Raw genomic sequence first — 14786 nt, forward strand, 5'->3', positions numbered from 1 at the left:
GCCCCGGCATCCAGCGCAGCGCCACCGCGACACCGGCCGCCGCGACCAGCGCGGCGAGTACCGCAGACAGGTGCATGGCCGAGACGAAGGCGTCGTCGGCCGCCGCGATCACCTGCGGCGCCGCCGGCCCGAGCTGACCGGCCACGCCGTACGCGCCGGAGATCGACTCCCCGGCCGCCGCCCGTGCCTCGGCCGGCAGGTCCGCCACGGTCGGGGCGATGCCGGTGCGGTACCCGGCGGCCAGCACCGAGCCGATCACCGCGACACCGAGCGCGGCGGCCACCTGGCGGATGGTGTTGCTGACGGCGGAACCGACGCCCGCCTTCTCCCGGGGCAGCGCCGACATGATCGACTCCGTGGCGGGCGGCATGATGTTCGCCATCCCGGTCCCCTGCAGGAAGAAGACGACCAGCACCACCCAGATCGGCGTGGTGGCGTCGACGAAGGCGAACGCGCCCAACGACACCGTGGTCAACAGCAGTCCCACCGCCGAGACCGCCCGTGCACCGTACCGGCGGACCATGGTGGCGCTACGGGGCGCGAAGACCAGCTGGGCCACCGCGAACGGCAGGAAGAGCAGGCCGGTCTGCAACGGGCTGTAGCCGCGTACCAGTTGCAGATAGAACGAGCTGAAGAACATCACGCCCATGGCGGCGAAGAAGACCAGCCCGATCATCGCCACCGGCGCGGCGAAACGCGGCACCCGGAACAGTCGTACGTCCAGCGACGGGTGGCTGCTGCGCCGCTCGTACGCGACGAACCAGGCCAGCACCGCCAGGCCGCCGAGAATCGTGGCCCAGACCAGCGGGCGACCGAAGCCGTGCTCGCCGCCGTCGATGATGCCGAACGTCAGGGTCACCAGACCGACGACCGAGAGCAGCACACCGACCACGTCGACGCGCCCCGGCGCGGGGTCCCGCGACTCGGGCACCAACAGCGCTACCAGGACCACGCCGAGCGCCGTCACCGGCACGTTGATCAGGAAGACCGAGCCCCACCAGAAGTGCTCCAGCAGCAGTCCGCCGAGCACCGGGCCGATCGCCACCGCCAGCCCCACCGCGCCGGCCCAGATACCGATGGCCCGTCCCCGCTCCCTCGGGTCGAAGACGTTCGAGATGATCGACAGGGTCGCCGGCATGATCGCCGCGCCGCCGACCCCCATCAGCGCGCGGGCCGCGATCAGCTGGGTCGGGCTCTGCGCGTACGCGGAGAGCAGCGAGGCCAGTCCGAAGAGGACCAGCCCGATCAGCAGCATCCGCCGCCGCCCGGCCCGGTCACCCCACACGCCGAAGGTGAACAGCAACCCGGCGAAGACCAGCGTGTACGAGTTGATGGACCACTCCAGTTCACCCTGGGTGGCCCCGAGCCCGTGCACCGGGTCGGCCAGCGTACGCAGGGCGACGTTGAGGATCGTGTTGTCCAGGACGACGACGAGCAGGCTGATCACCAGCACTGCCAGGATCGCCCACCGCCTCGGGTGCCCGGTGTTCTCGTTCGGCTGCATCCCCCGACACCCTTCACATTTCGATACGGCCAAGTACCGTAATCCCCCCGAGCCTAGGCCCCCCAATTTCGATACGGAACCGATCCGTATTCACTGTGACCCCGATCACCCCCCCGCACTCCGCCAGCCCCCGCCGGGCCGGATGCAAGGAAGGGACCCTTCCTATACACCAGGCGTTAGCAGGGGACCCCTCCTTGCACCCACCCCCACCCCGCTGGACCCCCGACGCAAGGAAGGGTCCCCTCTTAACGCCTCGGCGCGTGGGCACGGGAGAAGCGAGGAGGTGGGTTGATTTGTTGCTGCCATAGCGACAACAAATCAACCCACCTCCGGTGGGCATGCCTGACCAGGCGCCGCTTATGGGGCTTTTATCGGCTCCTGGCATCAGGGCGGCGGAATTCGTGGCGGGCGGAGGACGTTGTAATCGGGGACTGGGCACGCAGGGCCAACGCCCGAGACGGCTACGCCGGATCCCCCACGGGAATGGCCCGCCTCCGCCAGTCGTTACACCTGGACCCGGCACCGCGAGCGGCCACCACGCCCCGCCCGCCAGGGCCACCCCCAACAAAGCCACCAGCGCCTGACGGCGTCGGCACCGCCACCCCCTGCGGTGTCCCACCCCCGAATGGAGCTACCCCCATGAACACCATGCTGCGCAACAGCGTCCTCGCCATCGCCGGACTCACCATCGCCGGCGGCCTCGCCGCCGGACCCCTCAACCACAGCACCACCGACACCACACCGACCAACCCCATCACCGCCGCCATCCAGGCCGACAAGCCCGACACCACCACGCTCATCCCGCACGGCCTACAGGGCACCCAGTCCCACATCGACCTCGACAACGAGCAGATCGCCAACGCCAAGGCCATCATCGCCGCGACGAAGAAGGCCGACATGAACGAACGCGCCGCCGTCATCGCCATCGGCACCGCATTCCAGGAGTCGAAGCTGCAGAACCTCGGCCACCTCGGCGCCCGCAACGACCACGACTCCCAGGGACTGTTCCAGCAGCGCCCCTCCTCCGGATGGGGCACCGTCGAACAGATCACCGACCCCGAATACTCCACCCTCGCCTTCCTCAAGGGCCTCAAGCAGGTCGACGGCTGGCAGGACATGCCCTTGACCGTCGCCGCCCAGACCGTCCAGGTCTCCGCATTCCCCGACCACTACGCCCAGTGGGAACAACAGGCCGCCGACCTCGTCGCCGCACACTGGAACAGCTGACCCACACCACCACGACGGCCGGCACCCCCAACAGGGTGCCGGCCGTCGACGCACCACCAACGCCCAGCCGGAAGCACCGCACGCCCGGCCGCGACGCATGTTAGGAAGGGCCCCCTGCTATGCACCAGGCGATAGCAGGGGGCCCTTCCTTACATCCAACCCAGGGTCAGGTGGCGCTGATGGTGCCGGTGAGCAGCAGGGCGAACACCAGCGTGCCGACCGCCACCCGGTAGAGCACGAAGACGTACAGGGTGTGGTGGGCGACGAACCGCAGCAGCCAGGCGATGGCCGCGTACCCGACGACGAAGGCGATGAGCGTGGCGACCACCATCTGCGCGACGGTGGGCGCCGAGGTGCCCGGGGCCGCCGGTTCGAAGACGTCCCCGAGGCTGAAGATCCCGGACATCACCACGGCCGGGATGGCCAGCAGGAACGAGTAGCGAGCCGCCGTCTCCCGGGTCAGGTTGAGGAACAGGCCGAAGGTCAACGTCGCACCGGACCGGGACACCCCGGGGATCAGCGCCATCGCCTGGGCGAAGCCCATCACCACACCGTCGCGCATCCGGAAGTCCTTCAACGTCCGGGTCTGCCGACCCCAGTACTCGGCGAAGGCGAGCACGAAGGCGAACACGATCAGGGTGGTGGCCACCACCCACAGGTTCCGGGCGGTCTCCCGGATCTGGTCCTTGAACAGGAAACCGAGCGCCCCGATCGGGATCGAGCCGACGATGACGTACCAGCCCATCCGGTAGTCGAGGCTGGAGCGTACGGACTTGTCCCAGATCCCGACCGTCCAGGTACGGCCGATGCGCCAGATGTCCTTGGCGAAGTAGAGCAGCACGGCCGCTTCGGTGCCGAGCTGGGTGACCGCGGTGAACGACGCCCCGGCGTCACGGTCGAAGAAGATCGCCGAGGTGATCCGCAGGTGCCCCGACGAGCTGACCGGAAGGAACTCGGTTAGGCCCTGGACGATGCCCAGGACGATGGCTTCGATCCAGGTCACTCCCCGACTCCCGAGAGTTCCAGCGCCTCGGCGACGGTACGCAGGGTCTGCACCCCGCTGTCCCGGTCGCCGGCGAACAGGGTGATCGACAGGGTGGTGACGCCGGACTCGGCGTACTGGCGCATCCGCTCGGCGATCCGCTCCTTGGGGCCGAGCAGCGAGGTCCGGTCGATGAACTCCAGCGGCACCGCGGCCGCCGCGTCGCGCTGCCGCTTGGCCAGGTAGAGGTCCTGCACCTCACGGGCGGCGTCGCCGTACCCCATCCGGGTCGCCAACTGGTTGTAGAAGTTCTGCTGGCGGCTGCCCATCCCGCCCACGTAGAGGGCGGCGTACCAGCGCACCAGCTGGGCGCAGGAGTCGACGTCGTCGCCGACCACGACCGGCACGGAGGGCACCACGTCGAAGCCGGCCAGCTCCTTGCCGACCTTGGCCCGGCCGGCGCGTACCGCCGCGAGTTGCTCCTCGGCGAACTCGGGGGCGTAGAAGACGGCCAGCCAGCCGTCGGCGATCTCGCCGGCCAGCTCCAGGTTCTTCGGACCGACGGCGGCGAGGTAGATCGGGATGTGCTCACGCGGCGGATGGAAACCCAGCCGCAGCGCCTTGCCGGGACCGTCGGGCAGCGGGAGCTGGTAGAACTCGCCGTCGTAGGCGACCTCCTTGCGGGCCACCGCCAGCTTCACGATGTCCACGTACTCCCGGGTCCGGGCCAGCGGCTTGCCGAACCGTACGCCGTGCCAGCCCTCGGAGACCTGCGGGCCGGAGACGCCCAGGCCGAGCCGGAAGCGGCCGCCGGAGAGCGCGTCGAGGGTCGCCGCGGTCATCGCGGTCATCGCGGGCGTACGGGCCGGGATCTGCATCACCGCGCTGCCGATGTCGATCCGCTCGGTCTGCCCGGCCATCCAGGAGAGCATGCTCGGCGAGTCGGAGCCGTACGCCTCCGCCGCCCACACCACCGAGTAGCCGAGTCGGTCCGCCTCCTGAGCCATGGCCAGATGATCCGCCGGCGTGCTCCAGGCTGTCTGGTATCCGAGGTTTAGCCCGAGTCGCACAGAGTCCTCCCCCATCCGCAGTCGCATCAGGTTACGCAATGCCGCCGGAAGCGACGATCACCGGCTCACCCGAATCGCCATGCGTCTGGGCAGACTCGACGGGAGCGAGGATATCGGTTCGGCCCTCGTTCGAAATAAGGTTCACCCATGCAACAGCGACCGCTCGGCCGAAGCGGGCTGGCGGTTTCCCGGCTCGCGCTCGGCACCATGACCTGGGGCCGGGACACCGACGCCGACGACGCCGCTGCGCAACTGAAGAGTTACCTCGACGCGGGTGGCAACCTGATCGACACCGCCGACGTGTACGGCGACGGCGACGCCGAGTCGGTGATCGGCTCGCTGCTGGGTGGTCTGGTGCCCCGCGACGAGCTGCTCATCGCCACCAAGGCGGGGTTGCGTCCGGGTGGCCCCCGCCGTCGCGACGGCTCCCGGGGGCACCTGCTGCGTACGCTCGACGCCTCGTTGCGGCGGCTGGGCACCGACCACGTCGACCTGTTCCAGGTGCACGGCTACGACCCGGCCACCCCGCTGGAGGAGACCCTGGCCGCGCTCGACCACGCGGTGGCCAGCGGCCGGGTCCGCTACGTCGGCGTGTCGAACTTCTCCGGCTGGCAGACCGCCCGGGCGGCGGCCTGGCAGACGGCCTGGCCCGGACGTGCCCCGGTGGTCGCCGCGCAGGTGGAGTACTCCCTGCTGGAACGCGGGGTCGAGCGCGAGGTGCTGCCGGCCTGCGAGGCGCTCGGTCTGGGTGTGCTGCCGTGGTCACCCCTGGGTCGTGGGGTGCTCACCGGCAAGTACCGGCACGGCCGGCCGGCGGACTCGCGGGCGGTGTCGCCCCATTTCGAGCGTTTCGTCTCCACCTACCTGGAGCCGCGCTGCTCCAGCATCGTGGAGGCGGTCGCCACCGCCGCCGGTGGCCTCGGGGTCTCCCCGTTGGAGGTGGCGCTGGCCTGGATCCGGGACCGGCCCGGCGTGACCGCGCCGATCCTCGGCGCCCGGACGTCCGGGCAACTGCTCGGCGCCCTCCAGGTGGAGCGGATGACCCTGCCGGAGGAGATCACCACGGCGCTCGACGACGTCTCGGCCCTGGAGGTCGGCTACCCCGAACGCGACGGGTGACCCGCCGAACTGCCCGGAGGGTGGCGCACGGCGGCTCCGAATGGGCAGCATAGGGCCCATGGACTACGAGTACGCGCCGCTGCGCCTACCGCCGAACGTCGACCGGTTGGCCGCCGCCGCGCAACTGGCGATCCAGGCCGAGTTCAGCGGGTGGGAGCTGGCCCGGGTGCAGTTGTACCGCGACGGCACCCGCCAGGTGGTGCTGCGCCGCCGCGTGGCCAACGGCTCCCCGCAGCCCGGCCTCTCCTACTGACCCGTCCCCACCCGGCGGTGGGTAGATCTGTTGCCGCTGCGGCGACAACAGACGTACCCACCACCGCCCGGGTCGACGTCAGTGCACGTGGTCGTGCTCGTCGCCGAGCTCCATGAACGGGTGCTCGTCGAGCCGGCCGACCAGCCGGTCGTCGGCCGCCGGCTGGAACGGGCCCACCGGGTCGTCGTCGTCGAACGACTCCAGGTCGACCGGGGTGCCGACCTCGCTGACCATGACCACGCCGTCGAGCGGCTCCAGCTCCGGCACGTCGAGGGCGCCGAGCGACCCGTCACCGCTCTGCAGCAGCTCCAGCACCGCCTCGCCGACACCCTCCACCGGCGGCACCTGGTCCTCGCCGGGGGCGCCCTCGCGGCGGGCCGCCTCGGCCACCCGGATCAGCGCGGAGACGCTGGGCACACGGTAGTCGCGGCGCTGGCGTACCGAGATCACCTGCGGGTGCGGGTCGGTCGGCTCCACACCTTCGGCGCCACCGAAACGCTGGTCGGCCTCGTTCGGGTCGATCGACTCGACGTCCCACGGGGTCACCTCGCCGAAGGCGTCCATGAGTTGCTCGTCGTAGGCGTACGACGCGTTGTTCAACCCGACGTACGCCTGCCAGACGTCGTCGTCGTCGATCCGGCCCTCGGCGGCGCGGACGGCGGCCAGGTGGTGGCGGGCCGCTTCGATCACGCGCTCGAGTGCGGCTTCCAGCTCACCGTGCTGGTCGGTCATGAGGCGTCCCTCTCACGTTACTAACTGGTGCGCAGGAACCGGTCGAGAACCCGCACGCCGAACTGTAGTCCGTCCACCGGTACCCGCTCGTCGATGCCATGGAACAGCGCGGAGAAGTTCAGGTCGGCCGGCAGTCGCAGCGGCGCGAACCCGAAACACCGGACGCCGATCTGCGCGAACGCCTTCGCGTCCGTACCGCCGGAGAGCATGTACGGCACCGGCCGGGCTCCCGGGTCCTCGGCGCGCAGCGCGGCGGACATCGCCTCGACCAGGTCGCCGTCGAAGGTGGTCTCCAGGGCGGGCTGGCGTTGCACGTACTCGATGGCGATGTCCGGGCCGACCAGCTCGCGCAGCTGCCGTTCCAGCAGCTCGGACTGGCCGGGCAGGCTGCGGCAGTCGATGGTGGCGCTGGCCCGGCCGGGGATGACGTTGTCCTTGTAGCCGGCGGCGAGCCGCGTCGGGTTGGCGGTGTTGCGGATGGTGGCGCCGATGATGTTCGCGATCGGGCCGAGCTTGGCGATGGCGGTCTCCGGGTCGTCCGGGTCCAGCTCGATGCCGAGCACCTCGGAGACCTCCTCCAGGAACGCCCGCACGGTGTCGGTGACCACCACCGGGAAGCGGTGCCGACCGATCCGGGCCACCGCCTCGGCCAGCGCGGTCACCGCGTTGTCGTCGTGCACCATCGAGCCGTGCCCGGGCCGCCCCTTGGCGTGCAGCCGCAGCCAGTCGATGCCCTTCTGCGCGGTCTCGATCAGATAGAGCCGCTGCGACTCGTCCACCGTGTACGAGAAGCCGCCGACCTCGCCGATGCCCTCGGTGCACCCGTCGAACAGCTCCCGGTGCCGGCTGACGAGGTAGTGCGCGCCGTACTCGCTGCCGGCCTCCTCGTCGGCGGTGTACGCGAGCACGATGTCGCGCGGCGGGCGGACGCCGGTGCGCTGCCAGTGGCGGACCACGGCGAGCACCATCGCGTCGAAGTCCTTCATGTCGATGGCGCCCCGGCCCCACAGGTAGCCGTCGCGCAGCTCGCCGGAGAAGGGGTGCACCGACCACTCGTCGGCGTCGGCCGGCACCACGTCCAGGTGGCCGTGCACCAGCAGCGCGCCCCGGCTCGGGTCGGCGCCGGGGATCCGGGCGATCACGTTGGCCCGCCCGGGGGCGGACTCGTGGATCTCGGGGGTGATGCCGACCTCGGCCAGCTTCTCGGCGACGTACTCGGCGGCGAGGCGCTCTCCGACGCTGGTCGCGTTCTCGCCGGTGTTGGTGGTGTCGATGCGCAACAGGTCCCGGCAGAGGTCGACGACCTCGTCGGTCGGCGCGGGGAAGGCGGGGTGCGCGTCGCTCGTCATCGCCCCTTCATACCAGCCTGCGGTTTCCGCCCGGGTGAGTGCGGGTACTGCGCGCGCGTCCGAGTGCCATATCATCGGCGCTCCGCCTGCCCAGCCCGAGGAGGGACCGTGTCCGTCCACCTGCCGCCGCTGCCACCGTCGACCGGCGACGGTTACCAGCCCGCCGGGCAGAGCATCGCCGCCACCATCGCCGACGAACACCAGCAGCTGCTGAGCCTGACCCGGCGACTGGTCGAGCCCGGCCCGGATCCCGCGCACGGCCGGGAGATCCTGGTCGCGGCGCTCTCCCGGCACCTGGCGGCTGAGGAGCAGTGCCTGCTGCCCGCCATCCGGCAGGCGCTGGGCGACGTCAACCAGCCGGTCGCCGACGTCCTGGCCGGTGACGCCGCGCTGCTGATGGCGTTGCGCGGGCTGGACGACGACCGCCTGCCGATGGTGGCCGATCTGCTCGACGCGCACGTGACGGCGGTCGACGCCCTGGTGCAGCGGCTCTGCGCGGCGGCCACCGAGGAGGAGCTGATCCGGCTCGGCAACCGGTTGGAGATCGCCGAGGAGGCCGCGCCGACCCGCCCGCACCCGGGGATCCCGCACACTCCCCCGTGGAACCGCATCGTCGAGCCGGCGGTGGCGCTGGTCGACAAGTTCCGGGACGCGGTCACCGGCCGTCACACCCAACTGAGCGAGGTCGCGGAGCCGCCGCCACGCTGAGTCACCAGCGCCATGTTCATGGTCGTTGATCCGTCCGGGCCCTTCCGCCGGATGCTCCGTGGCCCTACCGTCACGCTATGAATCTGGAGTTGCGGCACCTGCGGGTGGTCTGTGCGATCGCCGAGACGGGCAGCGTGACGAAGGCGGCCTCCACGCTCGGGCTGGCGCAGCCGGCGTTGACCGCCCAGCTCCAGCGCATCGAACGGACCCTCGGCGGGCCGCTGTTCGAACGGGACCGGCGCGGCGCCCGACCCACCGCACTCGGTGAGCTGGTGCTCGCCCGGGCGCGGGTGCTGCTGCCGGCGATGAAGGGGCTCCAGGACGAGGCGGCGCGGCTCGCCGGGGCGGTCGACGCCCCGCGCCGCTACCGCTTCGGCGGGGTGAACAGCCCGATCCTGGGCCGGCTGGTGCACCGGCTCGCCGCCGAGCAACCACAGGCCCAGATCACCACGTACGCGTCCTGGTCGGTCGACGAGCTGGCGCAACTGGTCGCGGGCGGACGGTTGGACTACGCGTTGACCGGGGTCTGCGGCGACTCCACCCCGTCGGCGGACTACGGACTGAGCTGGCGGGAGGTGGCCGTCGACCCGGTGATGGTGCTGCTGCCGGAGACCCATCCGCTGGCCGGCCGCAGCGAGGTGGCGCTGGCCGAGCTGCGGCACGAGCAGTGGGTGGCCGCACCGGGCGACGGGTGCTTCGGCGACTGTTTCGCCGCCGCCTGCGCCCGGGCCGGCTTCACCCCGCGCAAGCTGTACGAGGCCGACGTCCGCGGCTGCATCGACCTGGTGGACGCCGGGGAGGCGGTGGCGTTGTGCCAGGCCACGTTCCGGCCGGTGGCGGGCCTGGTGACCCGGCGGCTGGTCGGCACTCCGCTGCGCTGGCGACTGATGCTGGGCTGGCACCCGGAGTCCCCCGCCGCCCGGATGGCCGAACTGGTGCTGGAGACGGCGCTGGTGGCGTACACGGACGCGCTGGCGCCGCATCCGGCGTACCTGGCCTGGCTGCTCGGCAATCCGGCCTTCGGGGTGCGCCGGACGGCGGCGACGGCGGACCGGGGACTGCGAAGCGCCTGAGGGCGGGTGCGAACCGGCCGACGGCGGGTAAGCGGCGGGCATGACCGACCTCTATCCCGCCGCCGACGACCGTGAGGTGCTGCGCCGGGCCGCCGCCGCGCACACCGCCGCCGTTCGGGAGGTGGAAGCGTTCCTGCGCCGGGTGCCGGAGGTGCCCGACCCGGCGGACCTGGCCGAGTACGCCAACCTGATCACCCGTGAGGAGCAGACCCGCGCCGAGCGGCAGGCCGCCGGTGAGGCCGTCGGCCTGACCATCGGCAGTCTGGAGAGCGAGTAGCCGTCGGCCGGGCCGGGCGTGACCGTACGGCCCGGCCGGCGGCGTTGCGTGCAAGGAGGGGTCCCCTGCTATACACGAGGCGTTAGCAGGGGACCCCTCCTTGCACCGCAGGCGCCGGTGCGAGCGGGCGCGGTTCAGCGTTCGACGAGCACGTCGTGCCCGAGGTCGAGCAGGGAGTGCCGCCACTCGTCGTCGGCGTTGCCCCGGCGCGGCTTCTCCGCGGTCAGCGACCGGATCCGTTCGACCGCCTCCCGCATCACCTCGACGTCCTCGGGTGTCAGGTCCACCTTGCGTTTGCGCAGCACGGCGAGGATCTGCCGGCCCGGCTCGGGCAGGTTCAGGTCCGGGTCCGGGCCGAACGCCTCCTCGCCGGAGCCTCGGGTCAGCAGCCACTGCCGAAGCTGTTCGGAGGGCACGTTGACCTCGGCGTGGAAGTCCTCCCAGAGCACCTCCACCTCGGGGTCGAGCCGCTGCTCGCGTACCATCACGCCTCCTCTCCGGGCCGCGACCCGGCGTCGTCCGGATGCCCCTCGTCGGTCTGCCCGCCCAGCCCCTCCGCCGGCACCTGCACCCGGCTCGGGTTGGCGGTCGGCGGCGCCAGGATCGGGTCGCTGCGTTCGTCGTCCCGGGCCTCGTCCGGTTCCGTCATCGCCTGCCCCTCTCCGGTCGTCCGCGTCAGCGGGGGTGGGTGGTGGAGGCGGTGGCGTGCCCGCGTGCGCCGGCGGCCACGTCGAAGACGAGCCGGCCGTCCCGGGCGTCCACGGTGACCCGCTGCCCGGGCGAGAGCTGCTGCTCGAGCAGCATCCGGGACAGGTGGTTGTCCACCTCCCGCTGGATTACCCGACGCAGCGGGCGGGCGCCGAACTCCGGCTGGTAGCCGTGCTCGGCCAGCCAGTCCACTCCGGCGGTGGTGAAGTCCACCTCGATGTCCTGGGCGTGTAGCCGCCGCCGGGTCTCCTCCAGCAGCAGTCCGGTGATCTGCCGCAACTGCTCGGCCTCCAACCGGCGGAAGATGATCACCTCGTCGATGCGGTTGAGGAACTCCGGCCGGAAGTTCTCCTGGAGCCGACGCATCAGCCGCTCCCGCAGCTCGTCGCTCTCCTGTTCGCTGCCGGGCGCGCCCGACCCGAAGCCGACCGACCGTTGGCTGCCGGTGATCAGCTCCGAGCCCAGGTTGCTCGTCATGATCAGGACGGTGTTCTTGAAGTTGACCGTGCGCCCCTGGCTGTCGGTGAGCCGTCCGTCGTCCAGCACCTGCAACAGGATGTTGAACACGTCGGGGTGGGCCTTCTCGATCTCGTCCAGCAGCACCACCGCGTACGGGCGGCGGCGCACCGCCTCGGTGAGCTGACCGGCCTCCTCGTACCCGACGTAGCCGGGCGGGGCACCGACCAACCGGCTGACCGTGTGCCGTTCCTGGAACTCGCTCATGTCCACCCGGACCATCCGGTCGGCCTCACCGAACAGCGCCTCGGCCAGGGCCCGCCCCAGTTCGGTCTTGCCCACGCCGGTGGGACCGAGGAACAGGAAACTGCCCATCGGCCGGTTCGGGTCGGCCAGCCCGGTCCGGGAGCGGCGCACCGCCTCGGCGACCGCCCCGACGGCGTCGTCCTGCCCGACGACCTTCTCGTGCAGTTGGCCCTCCAGGCGCAGCAGCCGGTCCCGTTCCTCCTCGGTGAGCTGGCTGGCCGGGATGCCGGTGGCCCGGGAGACCACCTCGGCGATCTCGTCCGGCCCCACCTCGGGCACCTGGTTGTCGGAGCCGTCCTCACCCCGGGCGCGCTGCACCTGCCGTTCCAGGTCGGAGACCCGGTCGCGCAGCGTGGAGGCGCGCTCGTACTGTTCGTCGGCGACGGCCTGCTCCTTGTCCCGGCGTACCTCCTCGAGCTGCTGCTCCAGGTCGCGGACGTCGGCGGCGGGGGTGCGGGTCCGCAACCGGACGCGGGCGCCGGCCTGGTCGATCAGGTCGATCGCCTTGTCCGGCAGGAAGCGGTCGGTGACGTACCGGTCGGACAGCTCGGTGGCGGTGACCAGCGCCTCGTCGGTGAACCGCACCTGGTGGTGGGCCTCGTAGCGGTCCCGCAGCCCGCGCAGGATGGAGACGGTGTCCTCGACGGTGGGCTCCGGCACGAAGACCGGCTGGAACCGTCGGGCCAGCGCGGCGTCCTTCTCGATGCTGCGGCGGTACTCGTCCAGCGTGGTCGCGCCGATCACCCGCAACTCGCCCCGCGCCAGGGCGGGCTTGAGCATGTTGGACGCGTCCATCCCGCCCTCGCTGCCGGCGCCGCCCGCGCCGACCAGGGTGTGGATCTCGTCCAGGAAGATGATCAGCTCGTCGCGGTGCGCCCGGATCTCGTCGATCACCTTCTTCAGGCGTTCCTCGAAGTCGCCCCGATAACGGGTGCCGGCGACCAGCCCGGCCAGGTCGAGCTGGACGACCCGCTTACCGAGCAGGGTCTGCGGCACGTCGCCGTCGCAGATCCGTTCGGCCAGGCCCTCCACGATCGCGGTCTTGCCGACGCCCGCCTCGCCGATCAGGACCGGGTTGTTCTTGGTCCGCCGGGACAGGATCTCCACCGCCTGCTCGATCTCGTCGGCACGCCCGATCACCGGGTCGATCTGGTCGTTGCGGGCCAGGTCGGTGAGGTCCTGGCCGTACTGGTCGAGGGTGGGCGTGCCCCGGTCCGGGCGCGGGTTGGTCATCGGTCCGCGTTCGGCGTTGGCGGCCTGCAACGACTCCGGCTGGATCCGCCCGGCGGCGAGCATCCGGCCGGCCGGCGACTCCGGGTTGAGCGGCAACGCCATCAGGATGTGCTCGGGGCCGATGTAGTTCGCCCCCATCGCCCGGGAGAGCTGGTGGGCGTCGAGCAGTGCCCGCTTCGCCGCCGGGGTGAGCGACAGGTTGGGTGGCACGTCGCCCTGCGGGGCGCCGTCGGCACGTCCACCCAGCGCGTTGAGCAGGGTGTCCGGGTCCGCGCCGGCCCGGCGGACCAGGTCCCGCAGCGGCTCGCGTTGCAACGCCGCCCACAGCAGGTGGTCGGTGTCCAGGTCGCTGCTCTGCTTCTGGGCGGCCCGGCGTGCCGCGTCGGCGAGCATCTCCCGGGCGTCGGCGGTCATCAGCCGGGTGATGTCGACCCGGTGCGCGGGGCGTCGCCCGCCCTCGCCCCGACCGAAGTACCGCGCCAGGAACTCGTCCCACGGGTCGGAGCCGAAGTCGCCGGGTCCCATCATCTCTGTCCTCCGCGGTCGGCGCGAGACGGTCGGCACGGGCTACCCGGCCCCAGGCCGGACAAACGCCACCGACGGGCACCGGCCGGGACGGCACCCGGTCGGGCGTGCCGCACCGCAGGGCGGTCGGGTGGATGGCAGGGTGGGCGGATGGAGTCGACCCCGCTGCTGATCGTGGACGCCGCCAACGTCGTCGGGTCCCGCCCGGACGGCTGGTGGCGGGACCGGGCCGGCGCCACCGCCCGACTACGGGACACGCTGGCCCCGGTGGGCGGACTCGGCGTACCGCCGGAGGTGTCCCCACCGGTCGAGGTGGTGCTGGTGGTGGAGGGCGCCGCGCGGGACGTACCCGGCGTCGACGGGGTCCGGGTGGTCGCGGCCGACGGCTCCGGCGACGACGCCGTGGTCGAGCTGGTCGCCGAGGCCGGTCAACGGCGCCGGGTGGTGGTCACCGCCGACCGGGCGCTGCGGGACCGGGTGACCGCGCTCGGCGCGGAGGTGTACGGCCCCCGCTGGCTGCGTGGCTGACCGGGCGGGCGCCGGTCGCCCTGCGTGACCCTCCGACCTCGGGTCCCACGAATCGGACTCGCCGCGCCTGCGGTCGACAACCGGTCAGTAGGGCAGCAACACTGACAGGGTATGTTCGTCCCCCGACCGGCATAGGCTCTAATGGAGTCCTCCCCGCCCCCAGGAGGTTCCGCGTGGCGAGCGTCGCCGAGCTCAAGGCAGCCATCGATGTCGCGCTTCAGCAGATCGGTGACGGCCAGAGCGCCGTGCAGGCCGCCGGCGAGAAGCTGGCCGAGGCGCAACAGACGCTGGCGGGCGCCCTGGAGGGCAGCGGCCACACCACCGTCGAGGCGGCTCAGGCGTCGTTGACGCAGGCCAGCCAGGAGTTGGAGGAGTGCCTCGCCGCGACGCTCGTCGCGGTCGAGCAGGCCCAGCAGTACGTCGCGACGCTGTAGGGGCGGGCGTGTCCATCGTCGAGGACGTCGGCGCACAGGTCCGGGCCGCTGCCGAGGACCTGCCCATGGGACTGCTCGGGCAGGCGCTGGAGAAGTTCGGGCTGGCCACCGAACGGCTGCGCTGGGTGCGGCAGGAGTCGGCCAACCCGTTGGGCGTGCCGGAGCTCTCCGCCGCCACCGAGCACGCCGAGACCGCCGGGTACGCGCTGCGCGTCGCCCAGGAGCAGCTCACCGCGTACCTGGCCGCGATCGGGCTGGCCCCCGACGGGGCCGCACCGCCGCCGCAGGCCGGTGAGCGGGAC

General features: G+C 71.8%; 16 protein-coding genes and 1 pseudogene. 9 read left to right on the top strand and 8 right to left on the bottom strand.

The features are described 5' to 3' along the window. A partial coding sequence (locus tag EYA84_RS13165) for an MFS transporter (RefSeq protein ID WP_131053331.1) occupies positions 1-1504 on the bottom strand: 1504 nt, incomplete at its 3' end. A 639-nt stretch (positions 1505-2143) separates the two neighbouring features. Between EYA84_RS13165 and EYA84_RS13170 the strand changes: the two genes are divergently transcribed. Continuing rightward, entirely contained in the window at positions 2144-2731 is a 588-nt protein-coding gene (locus tag EYA84_RS13170) for a hypothetical protein (protein ID WP_131053332.1), read from the top strand. A 166-nt stretch (positions 2732-2897) separates the two neighbouring features. Here the strand turns inward: EYA84_RS13170 and EYA84_RS13175 are convergent, their stop codons facing one another. Then, a complete protein-coding gene (locus tag EYA84_RS13175; protein ID WP_131053333.1) occupies positions 2898-3734 on the bottom strand; it encodes an undecaprenyl-diphosphate phosphatase in 837 nt (278 codons plus the stop codon). Beyond that, a complete protein-coding gene (locus tag EYA84_RS13180) occupies positions 3731-4783 on the bottom strand; it encodes an LLM class F420-dependent oxidoreductase (RefSeq protein WP_131053334.1) in 1053 nt (350 codons plus the stop codon). The genes EYA84_RS13175 and EYA84_RS13180 overlap by 4 nt, the downstream gene beginning before the upstream one ends. Positions 4784-4930: 147 nt before the next feature. On the opposite strand from EYA84_RS13180, the gene EYA84_RS13185 reads away from it, so the two are divergent. Both EYA84_RS13185 and EYA84_RS13190 read left to right on the top strand, forming a co-directional pair. Further along, positions 4931-5902: an aldo/keto reductase gene (locus EYA84_RS13185; RefSeq protein ID WP_131053335.1), complete on the top strand. Its 972-nt coding sequence runs from the start codon at positions 4931-4933 to the stop codon at positions 5900-5902. A gap of 58 nt (positions 5903-5960) precedes the next feature. Then, positions 5961-6155: a DUF5703 family protein gene (locus tag EYA84_RS13190; RefSeq protein WP_131053336.1), complete on the top strand. Its 195-nt coding sequence runs from the start codon at positions 5961-5963 to the stop codon at positions 6153-6155. A 78-nt stretch (positions 6156-6233) separates the two neighbouring features. Here the strand turns inward: EYA84_RS13190 and EYA84_RS13195 are convergent, their stop codons facing one another. Continuing rightward, positions 6234-6887 carry a hypothetical protein gene (locus EYA84_RS13195; protein ID WP_131053337.1) on the bottom strand — a complete coding sequence of 218 codons (654 nt, stop codon included), beginning with the start codon at positions 6885-6887 and terminating at the stop codon, positions 6234-6236. A gap of 20 nt (positions 6888-6907) precedes the next feature. Beyond that, entirely contained in the window at positions 6908-8236 is a 1329-nt protein-coding gene (locus EYA84_RS13200) for a M20/M25/M40 family metallo-hydrolase (protein ID WP_131053338.1), read from the bottom strand. Positions 8237-8344: 108 nt separating this feature from the next. Between EYA84_RS13200 and EYA84_RS13205 the strand changes: the two genes are divergently transcribed. The 3 genes from EYA84_RS13205 (at position 8345) to EYA84_RS13215 (ending at position 10294) form a co-directional block, all read left to right on the top strand. Then, on the top strand, positions 8345-8944 hold the full coding sequence (locus EYA84_RS13205; RefSeq protein WP_131053339.1) for a hemerythrin domain-containing protein: 600 nt from the start codon (positions 8345-8347) through the stop codon (positions 8942-8944). A gap of 77 nt (positions 8945-9021) precedes the next feature. Next, positions 9022-10017, top strand: coding sequence for a LysR family transcriptional regulator (locus tag EYA84_RS13210; protein WP_131053340.1), 996 nt, complete (start codon positions 9022-9024; stop codon positions 10015-10017). A 40-nt stretch (positions 10018-10057) separates the two neighbouring features. Further along, the gene (locus tag EYA84_RS13215; RefSeq protein WP_131053341.1) at positions 10058-10294 is read left to right on the top strand and encodes a hypothetical protein; all 237 of its coding nucleotides are present in this window, start codon (positions 10058-10060) and stop codon (positions 10292-10294) included. Positions 10295-10428: 134 nt separating this feature from the next. Here the strand turns inward: EYA84_RS13215 and EYA84_RS13220 are convergent, their stop codons facing one another. The 3 genes from EYA84_RS13220 to EYA84_RS13225 are packed head-to-tail and all read right to left on the bottom strand — an operon-like array spanning position 10429 to position 13525. Continuing rightward, positions 10429-10779, bottom strand: coding sequence for a DUF3140 domain-containing protein (locus tag EYA84_RS13220; RefSeq protein WP_131053342.1), 351 nt, complete (start codon positions 10777-10779; stop codon positions 10429-10431). Further along, on the bottom strand, positions 10779-10943 hold the full coding sequence (locus tag EYA84_RS32965; protein WP_162854358.1) for a hypothetical protein: 165 nt from the start codon (positions 10941-10943) through the stop codon (positions 10779-10781). The genes EYA84_RS13220 and EYA84_RS32965 overlap by 1 nt, the downstream gene beginning before the upstream one ends. A 26-nt stretch (positions 10944-10969) precedes the next feature. Continuing rightward, complete coding sequence (locus EYA84_RS13225; protein ID WP_131053343.1) at positions 10970-13525, bottom strand: ATP-dependent Clp protease ATP-binding subunit; 2556 nt, start codon at positions 13523-13525, stop codon at positions 10970-10972. Between the two features lie 147 nt (positions 13526-13672). Here EYA84_RS13225 and EYA84_RS13230 point away from each other — a divergent pair, with 147 nt between their 5' ends. From EYA84_RS13230 to EYA84_RS13240, 3 genes and pseudogenes are all read left to right on the top strand, one after another. Beyond that, entirely contained in the window at positions 13673-14050 is a 378-nt protein-coding gene (locus EYA84_RS13230) for a hypothetical protein (protein ID WP_131053344.1), read from the top strand. Positions 14051-14223: 173 nt separating this feature from the next. Beyond that, positions 14224-14484 carry a hypothetical protein gene (locus tag EYA84_RS13235; protein WP_131053345.1) on the top strand — a complete coding sequence of 87 codons (261 nt, stop codon included), beginning with the start codon at positions 14224-14226 and terminating at the stop codon, positions 14482-14484. 8 nt (positions 14485-14492) lie between these two features. Then, positions 14493-14786, top strand: a pseudogene (locus EYA84_RS13240) (hypothetical protein); the annotation flags it as partial.

The sequence above is a fragment of the Verrucosispora sp. SN26_14.1 genome (assembly GCF_004307965.1).
Taxonomy (GTDB): Bacteria; Actinomycetota; Actinomycetes; order Mycobacteriales; family Micromonosporaceae; genus Micromonospora.